17 protein-coding genes are annotated in these 18,383 nt (G+C 61.0%); all 17 read left to right on the top strand.

From position 1 onward, the window contains the following. The first annotated feature begins 396 nt into the window (after nt 1-396). The 17 genes from AB3X95_RS26045 to AB3X95_RS25965 all read left to right on the top strand — a co-directional run bounded on the left by AB3X95_RS26045 (nt 397) and on the right by AB3X95_RS25965 (nt 18,320). The gene (locus AB3X95_RS26045; RefSeq protein ID WP_176380012.1) at nt 397-1,557 is read left to right on the top strand and encodes an ABC transporter substrate-binding protein; all 1,161 of its coding nucleotides are present in this window, start codon (nt 397-399) and stop codon (nt 1,555-1,557) included. A gap of 220 nt (nt 1,558-1,777) precedes the next feature. Beyond that, nucleotides 1,778-2,833, top strand: coding sequence for a branched-chain amino acid ABC transporter permease (locus tag AB3X95_RS26040; protein WP_176125374.1), 1,056 nt, complete (start codon nt 1,778-1,780; stop codon nt 2,831-2,833). 4 nt (nt 2,834-2,837) lie between these two features. After that, the gene (locus tag AB3X95_RS26035) at nt 2,838-4,622 is read left to right on the top strand and encodes an ATP-binding cassette domain-containing protein (protein ID WP_368622930.1); all 1,785 of its coding nucleotides are present in this window, start codon (nt 2,838-2,840) and stop codon (nt 4,620-4,622) included. Next, nucleotides 4,622-5,398 carry an ABC transporter ATP-binding protein gene (locus AB3X95_RS26030; RefSeq protein ID WP_176368603.1) on the top strand — a complete coding sequence of 259 codons (777 nt, stop codon included), beginning with the start codon at nt 4,622-4,624 and terminating at the stop codon, nt 5,396-5,398. The genes AB3X95_RS26035 and AB3X95_RS26030 overlap by 1 nt, the downstream gene beginning before the upstream one ends. Before the next feature lie 176 nt (nt 5,399-5,574). Next, a complete protein-coding gene (mnmG, locus tag AB3X95_RS26025) occupies nt 5,575-7,533 on the top strand; it encodes a tRNA uridine-5-carboxymethylaminomethyl(34) synthesis enzyme MnmG (RefSeq protein WP_368622929.1) in 1,959 nt (652 codons plus the stop codon). After that, the gene (rsmG, locus tag AB3X95_RS26020; RefSeq protein WP_176125378.1) at nt 7,530-8,213 is read left to right on the top strand and encodes a 16S rRNA (guanine(527)-N(7))-methyltransferase RsmG; all 684 of its coding nucleotides are present in this window, start codon (nt 7,530-7,532) and stop codon (nt 8,211-8,213) included. The genes mnmG and rsmG overlap by 4 nt, the downstream gene beginning before the upstream one ends. Before the next feature lie 69 nt (nt 8,214-8,282). Further along, nucleotides 8,283-9,074, top strand: coding sequence for a ParA family protein (locus AB3X95_RS26015; protein WP_176125379.1), 792 nt, complete (start codon nt 8,283-8,285; stop codon nt 9,072-9,074). A gap of 18 nt (nt 9,075-9,092) precedes the next feature. Continuing rightward, the gene (locus tag AB3X95_RS26010) at nt 9,093-9,980 is read left to right on the top strand and encodes a ParB/RepB/Spo0J family partition protein (RefSeq protein WP_129956626.1); all 888 of its coding nucleotides are present in this window, start codon (nt 9,093-9,095) and stop codon (nt 9,978-9,980) included. Nucleotides 9,981-10,554: 574 nt separating this feature from the next. After that, complete coding sequence (locus AB3X95_RS26005) at nt 10,555-11,100, top strand: ATP synthase subunit I (RefSeq protein WP_176368600.1); 546 nt, start codon at nt 10,555-10,557, stop codon at nt 11,098-11,100. A gap of 165 nt (nt 11,101-11,265) precedes the next feature. Beyond that, nucleotides 11,266-12,117: a F0F1 ATP synthase subunit A gene (gene atpB / locus AB3X95_RS26000; protein ID WP_013090956.1), complete on the top strand. Its 852-nt coding sequence runs from the start codon at nt 11,266-11,268 to the stop codon at nt 12,115-12,117. Nucleotides 12,118-12,198: 81 nt separating this feature from the next. Continuing rightward, entirely contained in the window at nt 12,199-12,468 is a 270-nt protein-coding gene (atpE, locus tag AB3X95_RS25995; protein ID WP_007180033.1) for a F0F1 ATP synthase subunit C, read from the top strand. A 136-nt stretch (nt 12,469-12,604) separates the two neighbouring features. Beyond that, the gene (locus AB3X95_RS25990) at nt 12,605-13,075 is read left to right on the top strand and encodes a F0F1 ATP synthase subunit B (RefSeq protein ID WP_176125381.1); all 471 of its coding nucleotides are present in this window, start codon (nt 12,605-12,607) and stop codon (nt 13,073-13,075) included. A 2-nt stretch (nt 13,076-13,077) separates the two neighbouring features. After that, entirely contained in the window at nt 13,078-13,617 is a 540-nt protein-coding gene (locus AB3X95_RS25985) for a F0F1 ATP synthase subunit delta (RefSeq protein ID WP_176125382.1), read from the top strand. A gap of 56 nt (nt 13,618-13,673) precedes the next feature. Further along, on the top strand, nt 13,674-15,215 hold the full coding sequence (atpA, locus tag AB3X95_RS25980; RefSeq protein WP_368622928.1) for a F0F1 ATP synthase subunit alpha: 1,542 nt from the start codon (nt 13,674-13,676) through the stop codon (nt 15,213-15,215). A 140-nt stretch (nt 15,216-15,355) separates the two neighbouring features. Continuing rightward, entirely contained in the window at nt 15,356-16,240 is an 885-nt protein-coding gene (gene atpG, locus AB3X95_RS25975) for a F0F1 ATP synthase subunit gamma (RefSeq protein ID WP_176125383.1), read from the top strand. 101 nt (nt 16,241-16,341) lie between these two features. Next, entirely contained in the window at nt 16,342-17,736 is a 1,395-nt protein-coding gene (atpD, locus tag AB3X95_RS25970) for a F0F1 ATP synthase subunit beta (RefSeq protein ID WP_176109931.1), read from the top strand. A 158-nt stretch (nt 17,737-17,894) separates the two neighbouring features. Then, on the top strand, nt 17,895-18,320 hold the full coding sequence (locus tag AB3X95_RS25965) for a F0F1 ATP synthase subunit epsilon (RefSeq protein WP_008917918.1): 426 nt from the start codon (nt 17,895-17,897) through the stop codon (nt 18,318-18,320). The last annotated feature ends 63 nt before the right edge of the window (nt 18,321-18,383 follow it).

Raw genomic sequence — 18,383 nt, 5'->3', positions numbered from 1 at the left:
ACCTCATCGAAAAAGACGCGTGCAGTTGACGCGTCTTTTTTATTACCCGGGCGAGGTGTCTGCAGCGCTTAAAAGTGTGGTTTCGGTGCTTCAGGACAAACCCGCATTTAGCGCACGCTCTCTTGACCGTCGATAATGCAGAACGCAAGCTACTAACATATTAGTGGTTTATGAAAGTCTCGTTGGAATGGAGCCGCGGCAAAGAAACGCGGCGTATGACGCGAATGCGCACTCGCGCGACGCGAGAGGAGCGGTACCCGACAAAGCGGGGAAGGTATGCGCGCCGAGCAGGGAAAACCATGCTTGGCACACCTGAACTCGCTCACTAGATTCAGACACCCGGCCCAGCAAGCCGGCTTATAGATAGGCGCTTTTGAAGGCGTTTGGAGACTCGCAATGAAAAAGACAAGGCATTGGGTACGCACCGGCATCGCGATGGCGCTGATGTGCGGCGCGGGGGCGGCATTCGCGCAGGTGAAGATCGGCGTCACGTTGTCGACGACGGGGCCGGCCGCGTCGCTCGGAATTCCTGAGAAGAACACGATCGCGTTGTTGCCGAAGGAGATCGGCGGCAAGAGCGTGCAATACATCATCCTCGACGACGGGTCGGACACCAGCAAGGCGGTGCAGAACACGCGCAAGCTGATCGACGAAGACCACGTCGACGCGATCATCGGCTCGACCGTCACGCCGAATTCGCTCGCGATGCTCGATCCGGCCGCTGAGGGCAAGACGCCGGTGATCTCGCTCGCGGCGTCGGCAGCGATCATTCAGCCGATGGATGCGAAGCGCGCATGGGCGTTCAAGCCGCCTCAGAACGACAGCCTGATGGCCGACGCAATCGCCGATTACATGCAGCACCACGGCGTGAAGACGGTCGGCTTCATCGGTTTCTCGGACGCCTATGGCGACAGCTGGAACTCGACGTTCGAGGCCGTCGCGAAAGCGCACAACCTGAAGATCGTGTCGAACGAGCGCTTTAACCGCACCGACGCTTCGGTGACGGGCCAGGTGCTGAAGACGATGGGCGCGAATCCCGACGCGGTGCTGATCGCGGGCTCGGGTACGCCGTCGGCGCTGCCGGCCAAGACGCTGAAGGAGCGTGGCTACAAGGGCAAGATCTATCAGACGCACGGTGTCGCGAACAACGACTTCCTGCGTGTATGCGGCAAGGATTGCGAAGGCGAACTGCTGCCGGCTGGTCCGATTCTCGTCGTCGATCAATTGCCGGATTCGAACCCGGTGAAGAAGTCGTCGGAAGCCTATAAGAACGCCTATGAGAAGGCTTATGGCGTGGGTTCGGTCGCGACCTTCGGCGGTCACGCATGGGATGCCGGCCAGATGTTGCAGGCCGCGATTCCGGTCGCGCTGAAGACCGCACAGCCGGGTACGCCCGAGTTCCGCGTGGCGCTGCGCAACGCGCTCGAAAACATCAAGGAGCTGCCGGTGTCGCACGGCATCATGAACACCACCGCGAACGACCACAACGGCCTCGACCAGCGCGCGCGCGTGATCGTGCAGATCGTCGACGGCAAGTGGAAGCTGCAGAACGACTGAGACGATTTACAAAAACAACTAGCGGTACGCGCCTCTCGCGCAATCTGCGGTGCATGACGCCGCATTGCCATTGTGTTCGACGACAATGGCATCGACCGCCGCGCCGTGACCCGGCGCGGCGGTTGTCTTTTCAGACATTGCAGATGGATGGCCGGCTACGCGCCGCGCCGTCACGACTGTTTCCCGGTTTTTCGATTTCGACGCTTCAGGACGAGGAAGTATGGATCTATCAATTGCGGCGATCCTCGCGCAAGACGGCATCACGACCGGCGCGATCTACGCGCTGCTCGCGCTTGCGCTGGTGCTGGTGTTCTCCGTCACGCGGGTGATCTTCATCCCGCAAGGAGAGTTCGTTTCGTACGGCGCGTTGACGCTCGCCGCACTGCAAACGCAGAAGTTTCCTGCCACCTGCTGGCTGTTGATGGCGATGGGCGCAGCATGCTTCGTCGTCGAGACGGTGGCCGTATTGCGGCATGCTGAGCGGCGTCGTCATGCGGCGCGCACGCTGCCTGTGCTGGCAGGGAAGTACCTGCTGTTTCCGATCGCGGTCTACGCGCTCACGCGCGGCATCTTCCTGCAGCCGCTGCCGATGATCGTGCAGATCGCGCTGACGCTGCTGATCGTGATCCCGATGGGTCCGTTCGTTTATCGCCTTGCCTATGAGCCGATCGCGGAGGCGGCCACGCTGCTGCTGTTGATCGTCGCGGTGGCCGTGCATTTCGCGATGGTCGGTCTGGGCCTCGTGATGTTCGGCGCCGAAGGCTCGCGCACCAACGCGTTTTCCGATGCGACGTTCAACGTGGGCACGTTGTCGATCTCCGGGCAGAGCCTGTGGGTGATCGGCACCGCGGTCGTGCTGATCGGTGCGCTGTATCTGTATTTCGATCGCTCGATCTCGGGCAAGGCGTTGCGCGCGACGTCGGTGAACCGGCTCGGCGCACGGCTCGTCGGTATCGGAACGACGCAGGCGGGACGCCTCGCGTTCACGCTGGCGGCTGGACTCGGCGCACTGTGCGGCATCCTCGTCGCGCCGCTCACGACGATCTACTACGACTCGGGCTTCCTGATCGGTTTGAAGGGCTTCGTGGGCGCGATCATCGGCGGTCTGGTCAGCTATCCGCTCGCGGCGGCAGGCTCGATTCTCGTCGGTCTGCTGGAGTCGTATTCGTCGTTTTGGGCCAGTGCTTATAAGGAAGTGATCGTGTTCACGCTAATCATCCCGGTGCTGCTGTGGCGCAGTCTTGCGAGCCCGCATGCCGAAGAGGAAGAGGAGTGACACGATGAAACGGATCATGCAAAAGAAGTTCTTCTGGTTGTTCCTCGTGGTGCTGTTCGCTTTGCCGGTTCTGCCGCAACCGATTCATGTGCCGGAGTACTGGGTCACGCTGCTGAACTACATCGGTCTCTATTCGATCGTTGCGATCGGCCTCGTGCTGCTGACCGGTATCGGCGGCATGACGAGCTTCGGGCAGGCCGCGTTCGTGGGCATCGGCGCTTATGCAACCGCGTATCTGACGACGAACTTCGGTGTGTCGCCGTGGCTTGCACTGATCGCAGGCGTGATCGTGACTGCGCTGGTCGCGCTGATGCTCGGTCTCGTGACGATGCGCCTTTCCGGCCACTTCCTGCCGCTCGGCACGATTGCGTGGGGGCTCGCGCTGTTCTACCTGTTCGGCAACCTGGAGATGCTCGGCAAGTACGACGGCATCAACGGCATCCCGGTGCTGAATGTTTTTGGGATCAACCTCGAGTCCGGCCGCCATATCTATTACTTGATCTGGGTGGTCGTGCTCGGTTCGGTCGTTTCTGTTCAGAATCTGCTTAATAGCCGTCCGGGTCGCGCAATTCGCGCGCTGCGCGGCGGTGGTCTGATGGCCGAGGCAATGGGTGTCAATACCGGGTGGATGCGCGTCGTGATCTTCGTCTATGCGGCGGTGCTTGCGTCGGTATCGGGCTTTCTGTACGCGCACTTGCAGCGCGCGGTGAATCCGACGCCGTTCGGGCTGAATCACGGCATCGAGTTTCTGTTCATGGCGGTGGTGGGCGGTGTCTCGCACGTCTGGGGCGCGGTGCTTGGCGCGGCAATCCTCACGGTGCTGCAGGATTATCTACAGACGCTGCTGCCGAAACTGCTCGGCGAGAACGGCAACTTCGAAGTGATCGTGTTCGGCATCATCATGGTGCTGCTGCTGCAGTATGCGCGGCAGGGCGTGTGGCCGTTCGTCGCACGCTTTTTTCCGCGTGGCCCGCGGGCGCATCTCGCAGACCACGCGGTCCCTCTGCCGCAGCGCAACAAGCCGCAGGCCGGGGAAGACCTGCTGACGCTGAACAAGGCGCGCAAGCAGTTTGGCGGCCTCGTCGCCGTGAACGATGTCAGCTTCGAAGTCAAAGCGGGGCAGATCATCGGGCTAATCGGACCGAATGGCGCGGGTAAGTCGACCACGTTCAATCTGGTGACCGGCGTGCTGCAGGCGACGAGCGGCGAGATCACGTTCCGCGGCGAGCGCATCGATGCGCTGAGTTCACGTGAAATCGTCAAGCGTGGCATCGGCCGGACCTTCCAGCACGTAAAGCTGTTGCCGGGCATGACCGTGCTCGAGAACGTCGCGATCGGTGCGCATCTGCGAGGCCATGCAGGTGTGTGGCGCAGCGTCGTGCGGCTGAACAGCTCGGAAGAGGCGCGGCTGATGGCCGAAGCCGCTCGGCAGATTCGCCGCGTCGGCCTCGAACGGCATATGTATGACGAAGCGGGCAGCCTGGCGCTCGGTCAACAGCGCATTCTCGAAATTGCGCGCGCGTTATGCTGCGATCCGACTCTGCTTTTGCTCGACGAATCGGCAGCTGGCCTGCGCTATCAGGAAAAGCTGCAGCTCGCCGATCTGCTGCGCAAGCTAAAGGCGGAAGGGATGAGCGTGCTGCTCGTCGAGCACGACATGGATTTTGTGATGAATCTGACGGACCGGCTCGTGGTGATGGAGTTCGGCACGCGAATCGCTGAAGGTCTGCCGCAGGAAGTGCAGCAGGATCCGGCGGTGCTCGAAGCGTATCTGGGTGGGGTGGAATGATGGACAACATGACAACGACCGGCGTGGCGGCCGCGGGACCGATTCTCGAAGTGGACCATCTGTCGGTCCGTTACGGCAAGGTCGAGGCGCTGCACAATGCAGCGATCAAGGTGCGGGCGGGGCAGATCGTCTCCGTGATCGGTCCGAACGGCGCGGGGAAGTCGACGCTGCTGAATGCGATCATGGGCGCGTTGCCGCCGTCTGGTCATGCGAAAGGCGCGGTTTCTTACCAGGGCGAGGACGTCAGTGCGATGCCGGTGGAAAGGCGGGTCGCACTGGGTATGTGTCTGGTGCCGGAAAAACGCGAGTTATTCGCGTCGATGACCGTCGAGGACAATCTGCTGCTTGGTGCCTACCGACGCAAGCGGGCAGGAGAGCGCAACTTTCTAGATCAACTGGAACCGGTGTTCGAACTCTTCCCACGACTAAAGGAGCGGCGCAAGCAGGCGGCGGGCACGCTTTCGGGCGGCGAACGGCAGATGCTTGCGGTCGGCCGTGCGCTGATGGGCAAGCCCGATCTGCTGATGCTGGACGAGCCGAGCCTCGGTCTCGCGCCGCTGATCGTGAAGGAAATATTCCACATCATCAGCGCATTACGGCAGACGGGCGTCGCGACGCTGTTGATTGAACAGAATGCACGCGCCGCATTGCAAATCTCTGACTATGGCTACGTGCTGGAAACCGGTGAGCTGGCGCTGGAAGGGCCGGCGAGCGACCTCGCGCAAAATCCTCGGGTGATCGAAACCTATCTCGGCTTGGCTAAAAAAGTCGCATAAGCGCGCACTTTTTCGGCGATAGCTGTCTGTGGAAGCGGTGTGTTTCACGTGAAACACACCGCTTTTTTTATTGTTTCACCATTCGGACGAAATTCGGGCCGAAACTTAACCCGTTATAATTCGCCCATACATTTTCCTTTGAAGGCTCACGCGACGATCTGGCGTGAGATCCCGCGATGCTTTTTCCCACAGAATTTGACGTAATCGTCGTCGGCGGCGGTCATGCCGGCACCGAAGCCGCTTTGGCGTCGGCGCGCATGGGCAATAGAACGCTGCTTTTGACCCATAACATCGAAACTCTTGGTCAGATGAGCTGCAATCCGTCGATTGGCGGCATCGGCAAAGGCCATCTGGTCAAGGAAGTCGATGCGCTCGGCGGCGCCATGGCGGCTGCCACCGACGAAAGCGGCATCCAGTTCCGCATCCTCAATTCGTCGAAAGGACCGGCGGTCCGCGCGACGCGCGCTCAGGCCGACCGCGTGCTCTACAAAGCGGCGATCCGCCATCGTCTGGAGAACCAGCCGAATCTGTGGCTGTTTCAGCAGGCCGTCGACGATCTAATGGTCGAGGGCGACCGCGTGGTCGGCGCCGTCACGCAAGTGGGTATTCGTTTCCGGTCCCGCGCGGTGGTACTGACGGCTGGCACGTTCCTCGACGGCAAGATTCACGTAGGCTTGAACAACTACACCGGCGGCCGCGCCGGTGACCCCGCCGCGGTCTCGCTGTCGGCTCGGCTGAAAGAGCTGAAGCTGCCGCAGGGCCGCCTGAAGACGGGTACGCCGCCGCGGATCGACGGTCGCACGATCGACTATTCGCAACTCGAAGAGCAGCCGGGCGATCTGGACCCGGTGCCGGTGTTCTCGTTCCTCGGGCGCGTCGAGCAGCACCCGCGCCAAGTGCCGTGCTGGGTCACGCATACGAATCAACGGACACACGACATCATCCGCGGCGGTCTCGACCGTTCACCGATGTACACGGGCGTGATCGAGGGGGTGGGGCCACGCTATTGCCCGTCGATCGAGGACAAGATTCACCGGTTTGCGTCGAAGGAATCGCATCAGATCTATCTTGAGCCGGAAGGTCTGACCACTAACGAGTTCTATCCGAACGGGATCTCGACCAGCCTGCCGTTCGACGTGCAGCTCGAGCTGGTGCGATCGATGCGCGGTCTGGAGCATGCCCATATCCTGCGGCCCGGCTATGCGATCGAGTACGACTATTTCGATCCGCGTGGGCTGAAGGCATCGCTGGAAACCAAGGTGATCAGTGGGCTGTTCTTCGCGGGCCAGATCAACGGTACGACTGGCTATGAAGAGGCGGCAGCGCAGGGCGTTCTGGCCGGCATCAACGCCGGCCTGTTCGTGCAAGGCAAGGAAGCATGGTGCCCGCGGCGCGACCAGGCTTATCTCGGCGTCCTCGTCGACGATCTGGTCACACGCGGGGTGTCCGAGCCGTACCGGATGTTCACGAGCCGTGCGGAGTACCGTCTGAGCTTGCGCGAGGACAATGCCGACATGCGGTTGACGGAGATCGGGCGCGAGCTCGGTGTAGTCGATGACGCCCGCTGGGACGCCTTCAGTCGCAAGCGTGACGCTGTTTCACGTGAAACACAGCGCTTGTGTTCAACGTGGGTCAATCCTAAGACTTTATCCGCGGAACAAGCCACCGCATTGCTCGGCAAGCCGATCGACCACGAGTACAGTCTCGCGGACCTGCTGCGTCGTCCGGGTGTCAGCTACGACGGCGTCTGCGCGCTGCGCGATGGTACGTGTGGCGCGCCTGAAGCACTAGCGGAAGACCCCGTGCTGCTCGCGCAGATTAAGGAGCAGATCGAAATCGGCGTCAAATATCAAGGCTATATCGACCGACAGGCCGGTGAGATCGAACGCAACGAGGCGCAAGAGAATACCCGTCTGCCCGAAGGGCTGGACTACACCGAGGTGCGTGGACTGTCGTTCGAAGCCCGCCAGAAGCTGATGCAGTTCCGGCCGGAAACGATCGGCCAGGCGTCGCGTATTTCGGGCATCACGCCTGCCGCGATCTCGCTGCTGATGGTCCATCTGAAGCGTGGCCTCGGGCGTCGCCCGTCGAAACCTGCCGAGCCCGGCGCCGACAGCACGCCGGTGGTGCAATGACGGCAGCACAAAGGGGAATCGACCAGCAGGCGTTGGCGTCATTGCTTGCGGACGGTGTCTGTGAACTTGGCCTCGAACTCCGCGACGTGCAGCAGCGCAAGCTGCTCGATTACGTCGCGCTGCTCGCGAAGTGGAACAGCGTCTACAACCTGACGGCAATCCGTGATCCGCGGCAGATGCTGATTCAGCACATCCTCGATTCGCTGTCGATCGTGCCGCACCTGGCGCCGCGCGGACCGTCGTCAGTGCTCGACGTGGGCTCGGGCGGTGGCATGCCGGGCATCGTGCTCGCGATTGTGCTGCCCGATTGGACCGTCACGACGAACGACATCGTCCATAAGAAGACGGCATTTCAATCGCAGGCAAAGGCCGAATTGGGCCTCGCGAACCTATCGGTCGTGACCGGCCGGGTGGAGACGCTGCAGCCTGGCGCCGAAGTACCGGCAAAGTTCGACGTAATCGTCTCGCGCGCATTCGCAGAACTCGCGGATTTCGTTACACTGGCCCGTCATCTGGTTGCGGAGCAGGGCGCGATCTGGGCGATGAAGGGTGTGCGGCCGGATGCCGAAATCGCGCGTCTACCGGCGGCTGCCCACGTGGAACAGATCATCCGGCTGAACGTGCCGTCGCTCGACGCCGAACGGCACCTGATTGAGGTGCGAGTGGACAGCGAAAGCTAACGGCCACGCGGCCTCCAGGCACCCCAGCGATTTTCACTTCATCCAAGCAGCAAAAGGGACACACCAACGATGGCAAAAATCTTCTGCGTTGCGAACCAGAAGGGCGGTGTCGGCAAGACGACCACCGCAGTCAATCTGGCCGCGAGCCTGGCAGCGCAGGGACAGCGAGTCCTTCTCATCGATCTGGACCCGCAAGGCAACGCCACGATGGGCAGCGGTATCGACAAAGCCGAATGTACGAACACGGTCTACGAGGTGCTCGTGGACAGCGTGTCGGTGGCCGATGCGCGCGTGCGGCCCGAGGCGATCGGATACGACGTGCTGCCCGCGAACCGTGAGCTCGCGGGCGCCGAGGTCGAGCTCGTCGGCATGCAGAATCGCGAGCGTCAACTAAGGACGGCGCTCGCTGCGATCGAGGGCGAGTACGATTTCGTGCTGATCGATTGCCCGCCGGCTCTGTCGCTGCTGACGCTCAACGGACTATGCGCCGCGCACGGCGTCGTCATTCCGATGCAGTGCGAATACTTCGCGCTCGAAGGACTGTCCGACCTCGTCAATACGATCAAGCAGGTGCACGCGAACCTGAATCGCGACCTCAAGGTGATCGGTCTGCTGCGCGTGATGTTCGATCCGCGCATCACGTTGCAACAGCAAGTCTCGGATCAATTGAAAGAGCACTTCGGCGACAAGGTGTTCGACGCGGTGATTCCACGCAATGTGCGATTGGCCGAGGCACCCAGCTACGGGCTGCCCGGTGTGGTGTTCGACAGGGCGTCGCGAGGCGCGCAGGCGTACGTGCAGTTCGGCGTCGAAATGATTGAGCGGGTGCGCGCGCTGAATGACGCGCCCCAGGCATCCTAAGCGGATCGAGGAAGCACGATGAACGCAGTAGCAAGAAAGAAGGGACTGGGCCGCGGTCTGGAGGCATTACTCGGCGGCACCGCGGATATCACCGAAGCAGCGGTGATCGACGGTGCGCCGAACGTACTGCCGCTCGGCAAGATGCAGGCTGGCAAATACCAGCCGCGTACGCGCATGGACGAAGGTGCGCTGCAGGAACTCGCGGCAAGCATCCGCGCGCAAGGGCTGATGCAGCCGATTCTCGTGCGTCCGATCGCGGCGGATCGCTACGAGATCATCGCGGGCGAGCGGCGTTTTCGCGCAGCGCGACTCGCGGGCCTCGATGAGGTGCCGGTGCTCGTGAAGGACGTGCCCGATCAGGCCGCCGCGGCGATGGCGCTGATTGAGAACATCCAGCGCGAGGATCTGAATCCGCTCGAAGAGGCTCAGGGCATCCAGCGCCTGCTGGACGAATTCAATTTCACGCATGAGCAGGCGGCAGAGTCGGTGGGCCGTTCGCGCAGCGCGGTGTCGAACCTCCTGCGGCTGCTGAATCTCGCGACACCGGTACAGACGATGTTGCTCGCCGGCGATCTCGACATGGGTCACGCTCGCGCGCTGCTAGCGGTCGATGCCGCGACGCAGATCACGCTGGCCAATCAGGTCGTCAACAAGCGCCTGTCTGTGCGCGAGACCGAAAAGCTGGTCGCGATGACCACGAAAGTGACGCCGGCGGTCAAGGCGCGCGCGAACCCGGATGGCGGCCGCGACACGCGACGGCTAGAAGAGGAACTGTCGGACCTGTTGTCGGCGACGGTGAAAATCAAGCTCGGTCGACGCGGTCGCGGCCAGGTACTGGTGGACTTTGGCGATCTCGACGCGTTGGAAGGTATTCTTGTTCGCTTGCGCGGGAACGCGAACGTCTGAGCGCAGAATGGCGTTTAGCAGCGAAGGGTGGTGAACGGCTGGCGGCCTGTGCATGAGCACTGCCGCGAGTTGGTTTACCTCAGTGCGAGCAATTATCGTGGATTCCAAACAAACGATGCAAAAATAATCAGGAATCCTAGTTTCAAGCCTTCGACATCGACGCGGTAATCATCCTTACGAGCCGCTATCGCAAAGCGGCTCGATCATCATGAAAATCGCGGCGATTATGGCTCAGTTCAATTGAAGAGCCGTCTCGTTTAGCCCTTAAAAAAGCGGCGTTTGTTGCATTTTCGAGACGTCCGTCGCAGCGTCGAAACGGCCTGCCAAAGAGCTTCGATCCGCGCGACTACCCCCACTTATTTTGCCGCCCCCCGTCCACCTTACATTTGACGTGATTCGCGTCGTTAGCATATGTTTTACCGCATCGTGAAGGCACGTTTCACGCCGTTATAGGTTGGCCTAAAGTCTTGAATTGCCTGCAACTATCGCTTACAATCGCCCGGATTTAATTGCACGGCAACCCCGTAAGCGCTGCGTAAACTCGCAGGCTGAACGAGACTTTCGGAACATTGGGATGGCGGTTAAAACGTCGAATCTGTCGCCGAAAAATGGTGACGACAGACACCGCGCTGAACGCTCCGCACCCGAGACGTCCGCCAGTCGGCAGTTCGATCCGGCCGAAGCGTGGGATGACGCGCAGGAAGATAACAATATCGTTCCGCTCACGCGGGCCGAGGCGGAAAAGCTGTTTGGTCCCGGCGTGGGTCGTCCATCGCGCGTGACGCCGTTCCGGGTCGTCGCAGCGCAAATGGTTTTGTCCCTGGTTGCAACGCTGTTGTGGTGGCTGTTCTACAAGCCGCCGGGCGCTGCTGCGCTGTCAGCGTTCCTGGGGGGGGCGATCTGCTGGGTGCCGGGTGCGTTGTTCGCGGCGCGACTGGAAAAGCTGAGCGGCGCCGAGACCGTGATGAGTTGGATGATCGGCGAAGCATTAAAGATGGGGACAACGATTGCGATGTTTGTCGCAATCGCCTTCTGGTATCACGACGTACGTTGGATTCCGCTGCTGGTGACCTACCTCATCGCGCTGAAGACTTACTGGATCGCCTTGGCGTGGCGCTAAGGTAGCAGCACAAAAAATAGCAGCAAAAAGAATTTAAGGCCGGCGCATAGCGCCGGCACGGGTGTGCGGACGAGGCAGGGCCCGCACCCGGCGCGTTCCCGCAATACGGTATTTTGGTGGGAACGGCCTAGAACGATTTTCGACAATTTGGGTGGCTTTAACGATATGGCAGCTAGCGAAGGCACGCGCGCAATGGATCCGTCCGAGTACATCGCGCACCACTTGCAGAACTTTTCCACCGCACACCAGACGTCGATTTTCGACATCCATGTGTGGAATCTCGACACCCTTTTCTGGTCGATCGTGTGCGGTCTCGTCACGATCCTCGTGCTGCATCTGGCAGCCCGCAAGGCGACGTCCGGCGTGCCGGGCCGCTTCCAATGCGCGATCGAAATGCTGGTCGAAATGGTCGAGGATCAATCGAAGGCCATGATCCACGGCTCGCGCACCTTCATCGCGCCGCTCGCGCTGACGGTGTTCGTCTGGGTCGCGCTGATGAACTCGCTCGACTTTATCCCCGTCGACCTGCCGGGTCGCTTGATCGGCTGGCTGGGCCTCTCCGAAGTCATTCCGCACCACCGCCTCGTGCCGACCGCCGACCTGAACGGCACGATCGGCATCGCACTCGGCGTGTTCGTGCTGATGATTTACTACAACTTCAAGATCAAGGGCGCTGGCGGCTTCGTGCATGAACTGCTGTCCGCTCCGTTCGGCGCGCATCCGCTGCTGTGGATCCCGAACCTGGCACTGAACATCATCGAGTTCGTCGCGAAGACGGTCTCGCTCGGCATGCGGCTGTTCGGCAACATGTACGCGGGCGAACTGTTGTTCCTGCTGATTGCCCTGCTCGGCAGCATCTGGAGCTTCGGCGCGGACACGACGGTGCTTGGCTTCATCGGCCACGTGGTCGCCGGCACAGTGTGGTCAATCTTCCACATCCTGATCGTTCTGCTGCAGGCGTTCATTTTCATGATGCTGACGCTGGTGTACATCGGCCAGGCACACGACGCGCACTAACCCGCGTTGTCGGCAAAGAATCGTAGTTTTTTAAATCCCAGTTCCAACCAGTTCTAAAAGACTTTTCACAAAGGAGTGATCATGCAAGCTTTCATCGCCAACATCCAGGGTCTGACCGCCATCGGTATCGGCATCATCATCGGCCTGGGTGCTATCGGCGCCTGTATCGGTATCGGTCTGATGGGCGGCAAGTACATCGAAGCGTGTGCCCGTCAGCCGGAACTGATGAACCCGCTGCAAACCAAGATGTTCCTGCTGGCTGGTCTGATCGATGCGGCGTTCCTGATTGGCGTTGGTGTGGCAATGCTGTTTGCGTTCGCGAACCCGCTGCTCTCGAAGCTGGCAGGCTGAGGTTCCTCGGAGGTTTGCGCCTGAGCTATAACAAGTAAAGGCGCAGGGCGGAACGGGTACTGGGGCGCTGATCGAGCAGAATCGATGAGCGCCTTGCCGTTTCACTTTCCGAACAAGCAACGTTTAAGGAAACACCGTGAATCTCAACGCAACCCTGTTTGCGCAAATGGTCGTGTTCCTGATCCTCGCGTGGTTCACGATGAAATTCGTGTGGCCGCCGCTGATCAACGCCCTCGACGAGCGCGCGAAGAAGATCGCCGACGGTCTGTCCGCCGCGGAAAAGGGCAAGCAGGAACTCGAAGCCGCTCATAAGCGCGTCGACCAGGAACTGGCTCAGGCTCGCAACGATGGCCAGCAACGCATCGCCGACGCTGAAAAGCGCGCTGTCGCAGTCGCCGACGAAATCAAGGCTCAGGCGCAGGCGGAAGCCGCCCGCATCATCGCGCAGGCGAAGGCCGAAGCGGACCAGCAAGTCGTGAAAGCGCGCGAAGCGCTGCGTGGCGAAGTCGCTGCACTCGCTGTGAAGGGCGCTGAACAGATCCTGAAGCGCGAAGTCGACCAGGCAGCTCACGCTGACCTGCTGAATCAACTGAAAGCCGAGCTCTGATCATGGCCGAACTTGCAACCATCGCCCGTCCGTACGCGGAAGCGCTGTTTGGCGTGGCCGAAGCTGGTGACATCGCCGCCTGGTCCACGCTCGTGCAGGAGCTGGCACAGGTTGCGCGTCTGCCCGATGTGCTGTCGATCGCCTCGAGCCCGAAAGTGAGCCGCGCCCAGGTTAGCGATCTGCTGCTTGCTGCGGTCAAGTCGCCGCTCAAGGACAACGCGCAAGCGAAGAATCTGGTGCAGATGCTGGTGGACAACCATCGCCTGCAGCTGCTGCCTGAAATCGCCTCGCAGTTCGAAGAGTTGAAGAACGCCCGCGAAGGCGCGGCAGATGTGCTGATCGTCAGCGCATTCCCGCTCGAAGGTGCGCAGTTGAACGAACTCGTCGCAAGCCTCGAACGCAAGTTCAAGCGCAAGCTGAAGCCGACGGTCGAAATCGATCAGTCGCTGATCGGCGGCGTACGCGTGACGGTCGGCGACGAAGTGCTCGATACCTCGGTCCGCGCGCGGCTCGCCAGGATGCAAACGGCCCTGACGGCCTGAAGCGCTTCGCGCTTTAGCGGCTGGCACGCAACAGAATTGACTATCAGGAGCGAATAATGCAACTCAATCCCTCTGAGATCAGCGAGCTGATCAAGAGCCGGATCCAGGGCCTTGAAGCGAGCGCAGACGTTCGCAACCAGGGCACCGTGATCTCCGTGACCGACGGTATCGTGCGTATCCACGGTCTGTCGGAAGTGATGCAGGGCGAAATGCTCGAATTCCCGGGCAACACCTTCGGTCTGGCGCTGAACCTCGAGCGCGACTCGGTCGGCGCCGTGATTCTGGGTGAATACGAACACATTTCGGAAGGCGACATCGTCAAGACGACGGGCCGCATTCTCGAAGTGCCGGTTGGTCCGGAACTGCTCGGGCGTGTGGTCGACGCGCTCGGCAACCCGATCGATGGCAAGGGCCCGATCAACGCGAAGATGACCGACGCAATCGAAAAGATTGCACCGGGCGTGATCTGGCGTAAGTCGGTTTCGGAACCGGTCCAAACCGGTCTGAAGTCGATCGACTCGATGGTGCCGATCGGCCGTGGCCAGCGTGAGCTGATCATCGGCGACCGTCAGTGCGGCAAGACCGCAGTCGCAGTCGACGCGATCATCAACCAGAAGGGCAAGAACCTCGTCTGTATCTACGTCGCGATTGGCCAGAAGGCTTCGTCGATCATGAACGTAGTGCGTAAGCTCGAAGAATCGGGCGCGCTCGAATACACGATCGTTGTCGCCGCTTCGGCTTCGGATTCGGCCGCAATGCAATACCTCGCGCCGTACGCCGGTTGCACGATGGGCGAATACTTCCGCGATCGCGGCCAGGACGCGCTGATCGTTTATGACGACTTGACCAAGCAGGCTTGGGCATACCGTCAGATCTCCCTGCTGCTGCGCCGCCCGCCGGGCCGTGAAGCTTACCCGGGTGACGTGTTCTATCTGCACTCGCGTCTGCTCGAGCGTGCTGCTCGGGTCTCGGAAGAGTACGTCGAGAAGTTCACCAACGGTGAAGTGAAGGGCAAGAGCGGTTCGCTGACGGCACTGCCGGTCATCGAAACGCAGGCAGGCGACGTGACCGCATTCGTTCCGACGAACGTGATCTCGATTACCGACGGCCAGATCTTCCTTGAAACCGACCTCTTCAACGCAGGTATCCGCCCGGCAATTAACGCTGGCGTGTCGGTGTCGCGTGTGGGTGGTGCGGCTCAGACGAAGGTCGTGAAGAAGCTGTCGGGCGGTATCCGTACCGACCTCGCGCAGTACCGTGAACTCGCTGCGTTCGCGCAGTTCGCATCGGACCTCGACGAAGCGACCCGCAAGCAGCTCGAGCGCGGCCGCCGCGTGACGGAACTGCTGAAGCAGCCGCAGTATCAGCCGCTGCAAGTGTGGGAACTGGCTGTGTCGCTGTTCGCAGCGAACAACGGCTATCTCGACGACCTCGAAGTTGCCCAAGTCCTGCCGTTCGAGAAGGGCCTGCGCGATCACCTGAAGTCGAGCCATGCTGACCTGGTCAAGCGTATCGAAGATACCAAGGAACTCTCGAAGGACGACGAAGGCCTGCTGCACACGGCCGTCAAAGACTTCAAGAAGTCCGGCGCGTATTGATCCGCGAGTGATCCGCAAGGCATAAACGGACCTTGAAGCGGCGCGGGCCGCATGCGAATGCTCCCGCGCTGCTTCGGCCGCTTTGCATGGGACCCGAGTCAGCGCTGAAACGCTAACTCGGGCCGACAAAGGAGCAAGCAATGGCTGGAATGAAGGAAATTCGCGGCAAGATCAAGAGCGTCCAAAACACGCGCAAGATCACGAAAGCGATGGAGATGGTGGCCGCATCAAAGATGCGCCGCGCTCAGGAGCGCATGCGCGCTGCTCGCCCGTATGCCGACAAGGTCCGCGACATCGCCGCGCACATGAGCCGTGCGAACCCGGAGTATCGTCACCCGTTCATGGTGTCGAACGAAGGCGCAAAGGCGGCCGGTATCATCCTCGTCACGACTGATAAAGGTCTTTGCGGCGGGATGAACACCAACGTGCTGCGCGCGTCGCTGCAGAGGTTCAAGGAACTTGAAGGTCAGGGCAAGACGATCGAGGCAACCGCGATCGGCAGCAAGGGTCTGGGCTTCCTGAACCGTCTGCAGGCGAAGGTCGTGTCGAACGTCGTGCATCTGGGCGATACGCCGCATCTGGAAAAGCTGATCGGCGCGGTGAAGGTGCAACTCGACCTGTTCTCGGAAGGCAAGATTTCGGCGGTGTACCTCGCGTACACGCGCTTCGTCAACACGATGAAGCAGGAGCCGGTGATCGAGCAACTGCTGCCGTTGTCGGCGGACCAGTTCGAGCGCACGGAAGAAGACGGTACGACGCCGAGCACGCAGTGGGACTACATCTACGAGCCGGATGCGCAAGCAGTGGTGGACGAACTCCTGGTGCGTTATGTCGAAGCGCTGGTCTATCAGGCCGTCGCGGAAAACATGGCATCGGAGCAGTCGGCCCGCATGGTCGCGATGAAAGCCGCTTCGGACAACGCGAAGACGGTCATCAGCGATCTGCAGCTCGTGTACAACAAGAGCCGTCAGGCCGCGATCACGAAAGAACTGTCAGAAATCGTCGGTGGAGCGGCGGCCGTCTGACCTCGGTCAGACAGGTCGTTGCGTGTGCGCCCGAGCGGCGCACCCATCGGAGAAACTGCGCCTTTGCGCGAGTGAAGAATTGAGTATCTAAAGGAAAAGCGATGAGTACTACTGCTTTGGTAGAAGGCAAGATCGTACAGTGCATCGGCGCGGTGATCGACGTGGAATTTCCGCGTGAATCCATGCCGAAGATCTACGACGCGCTCATTCTCGAAGGTTCGGAGCTGACGCTCGAAGTCCAGCAGCAGCTGGGCGACGGCGTGGTCCGTACCATCTGTCTGGGTGCTTCGGACGGTCTGCGCCGCGGCACGATCGTCAAGAACACCGGCAACCCGATCAGCGTGCCGGTCGGCAAGCCGACCCTCGGCCGTATCATGGACGTGCTGGGCCGTCCGATCGACGAAGCCGGCCCGATCTCGAGCGAAACCACGCGTGCGATCCACCAGAAAGCTCCGGCGTTCGACCAACTGTCGCCGTCGACCGAACTGCTCGAAACCGGCATCAAGGTTATCGACCTGATCTGCCCGTTCGCAAAGGGCGGTAAGGTGGGTCTGTTCGGTGGCGCCGGTGTGGGCAAAACCGTGAACATGATGGAACTGATCAACAACATCGCGAAGGAACACGGCGGTTACTCCGTGTTCGCCGGTGTGGGCGAGCGTACCCGCGAAGGGAACGACTTCTATCATGAAATGAAGGACTCGAACGTTCTCGACAAAGTCGCGCTGGTGTACGGCCAGATGAACGAGCCGCCGGGCAACCGTCTGCGCGTTGCGCTGACCGGTCTGACGATGGCCGAGCACTTCCGTGACGAAGGCCTCGACGTGCTGTTCTTCGTCGACAACATCTACCGTTTCACGCTGGCCGGTACCGAAGTGTCGGCGCTGCTCGGCCGTATGCCGTCGGCAGTGGGCTATCAGCCGACGCTGGCTGAAGAAATGGGTAAGCTGCAAGAGCGGATTACGTCGACCAAGACTGGCTCGATTACGTCGGTGCAGGCCGTGTACGTCCCTGCGGACGACTTGACCGACCCGTCGCCGGCTACGACCTTCGGCCACCTGGACGCAACCGTCGTGCTGTCGCGTGACATCGCTTCGCTCGGTATCTACCCCGCGGTGGACCCGCTCGATTCGACCTCGCGTCAGATCGACCCGCACGTGATCGGCGAAGAGCACTACTCGATCACGCGCGGCGTGCAGCAAACGCTGCAGCGCTACAAGGAACTGCGCGACATCATCGCGATTCTGGGCATGGACGAACTCGCGCCGGAAGACAAGCTCGCCGTCGCGCGTGCTCGTAAGATCCAGCGTTTCCTGTCGCAGCCGTTCCACGTCGCTGAAGTGTTCACGGGTTCGCCGGGCAAGTACGTGCCGCTGAAGGAAACGATCCGCGGCTTCAAGATGATCGTCGAAGGCGAGTGCGATCACCTGCCGGAGCAAGCGTTCTACATGGTCGGCACGATCGACGAAGCCTTCGAAAAGGCCAAGAAGATCCAGTAAAGGTCGGGTGTAACGAAGCGGGCGCGGGCCTCGCGCATCACGACTGCCAAAACGGTAGTGTTGAGCAAAGCCAGCGTCTCTTATTACGCTCAACCCGCCTTGCATGGGACGAGGGTCAGCACTAAAGCGCTGACTCTCGTCGACAGGAGTCGACACATATGGCAACCATTAAAGTAGACGTCGTCAGCGCGGAAGAGGAAATCTTCTCGGGCCAGGCGAAGTTCGTCGCGCTGCCAGGCGAAGCGGGTGAACTCGGCATTCTGCCGGGCCACACGCCGCTCATCACGCGGATCCGTCCGGGTGCGGTGCGCATCGAAGTTGAAAACGGCGAAGAAGAGTTTGTGTTCGTCGCCGGCGGCATCCTCGAAGTCCAGCCGGGCGCAGTGACGGTTCTCGCCGACACCGCGATTCGTGGCAAGGATCTCGACGAAGCCAAGGCCGAAGACGCACGCAAGCGTGCGGAAGAGGCGCTGCAGAACACGGGTTCGAACCTCGAGTACGCGACCGCACAAGCGGAGCTCGCGTACGCGACCGCACAACTCGCGGCAATCCAGCGTCTGCGCAAGCTGCGCGGCCAGCACTAAAGCAGCACGTAGCAGAAGAAAGCAGCCCACGCGGCTGCTTTTTTTTGATATCTAGTTGACGTT

This window comes from Paraburkholderia sp. BR13444 (assembly GCF_040948755.1).
Classification (GTDB): Bacteria; Pseudomonadota; Gammaproteobacteria; order Burkholderiales; family Burkholderiaceae; genus Paraburkholderia; species Paraburkholderia youngii.
This window is presented reverse-complemented; position numbering and strand designations above follow the sequence as displayed.

Bases quoted from the DNA above. Each gene is read 5' to 3' on its own strand.
- AB3X95_RS26045 (WP_176380012.1), top strand. From the start codon at position 397: ATGAAAAAGACAAGGCATTGGGTACGCACCGGCATCGCGATGGCGCTG.
- AB3X95_RS26040 (WP_176125374.1), top strand. From the start codon at position 1,778: ATGGATCTATCAATTGCGGCGATCCTCGCGCAAGACGGCATCACGACC.
- AB3X95_RS26035 (WP_368622930.1), top strand. From the start codon at position 2,838: ATGAAACGGATCATGCAAAAGAAGTTCTTCTGGTTGTTCCTCGTGGTG.
- AB3X95_RS26030 (WP_176368603.1), top strand. From the start codon at position 4,622: ATGGACAACATGACAACGACCGGCGTGGCGGCCGCGGGACCGATTCTC.
- mnmG (WP_368622929.1), top strand. From the start codon at position 5,575: ATGCTTTTTCCCACAGAATTTGACGTAATCGTCGTCGGCGGCGGTCAT.
- rsmG (WP_176125378.1), top strand. From the start codon at position 7,530: ATGACGGCAGCACAAAGGGGAATCGACCAGCAGGCGTTGGCGTCATTG.
- AB3X95_RS26015 (WP_176125379.1), top strand. From the start codon at position 8,283: ATGGCAAAAATCTTCTGCGTTGCGAACCAGAAGGGCGGTGTCGGCAAG.
- AB3X95_RS26010 (WP_129956626.1), top strand. From the start codon at position 9,093: ATGAACGCAGTAGCAAGAAAGAAGGGACTGGGCCGCGGTCTGGAGGCA.
- AB3X95_RS26005 (WP_176368600.1), top strand. From the start codon at position 10,555: ATGGCGGTTAAAACGTCGAATCTGTCGCCGAAAAATGGTGACGACAGA.
- atpB (WP_013090956.1), top strand. From the start codon at position 11,266: ATGGCAGCTAGCGAAGGCACGCGCGCAATGGATCCGTCCGAGTACATC.
- atpE (WP_007180033.1), top strand. From the start codon at position 12,199: ATGCAAGCTTTCATCGCCAACATCCAGGGTCTGACCGCCATCGGTATC.
- AB3X95_RS25985 (WP_176125382.1), top strand. From the start codon at position 13,078: ATGGCCGAACTTGCAACCATCGCCCGTCCGTACGCGGAAGCGCTGTTT.
- atpA (WP_368622928.1), top strand. From the start codon at position 13,674: ATGCAACTCAATCCCTCTGAGATCAGCGAGCTGATCAAGAGCCGGATC.
- atpG (WP_176125383.1), top strand. From the start codon at position 15,356: ATGGCTGGAATGAAGGAAATTCGCGGCAAGATCAAGAGCGTCCAAAAC.
- atpD (WP_176109931.1), top strand. From the start codon at position 16,342: ATGAGTACTACTGCTTTGGTAGAAGGCAAGATCGTACAGTGCATCGGC.
- AB3X95_RS25965 (WP_008917918.1), top strand. From the start codon at position 17,895: ATGGCAACCATTAAAGTAGACGTCGTCAGCGCGGAAGAGGAAATCTTC.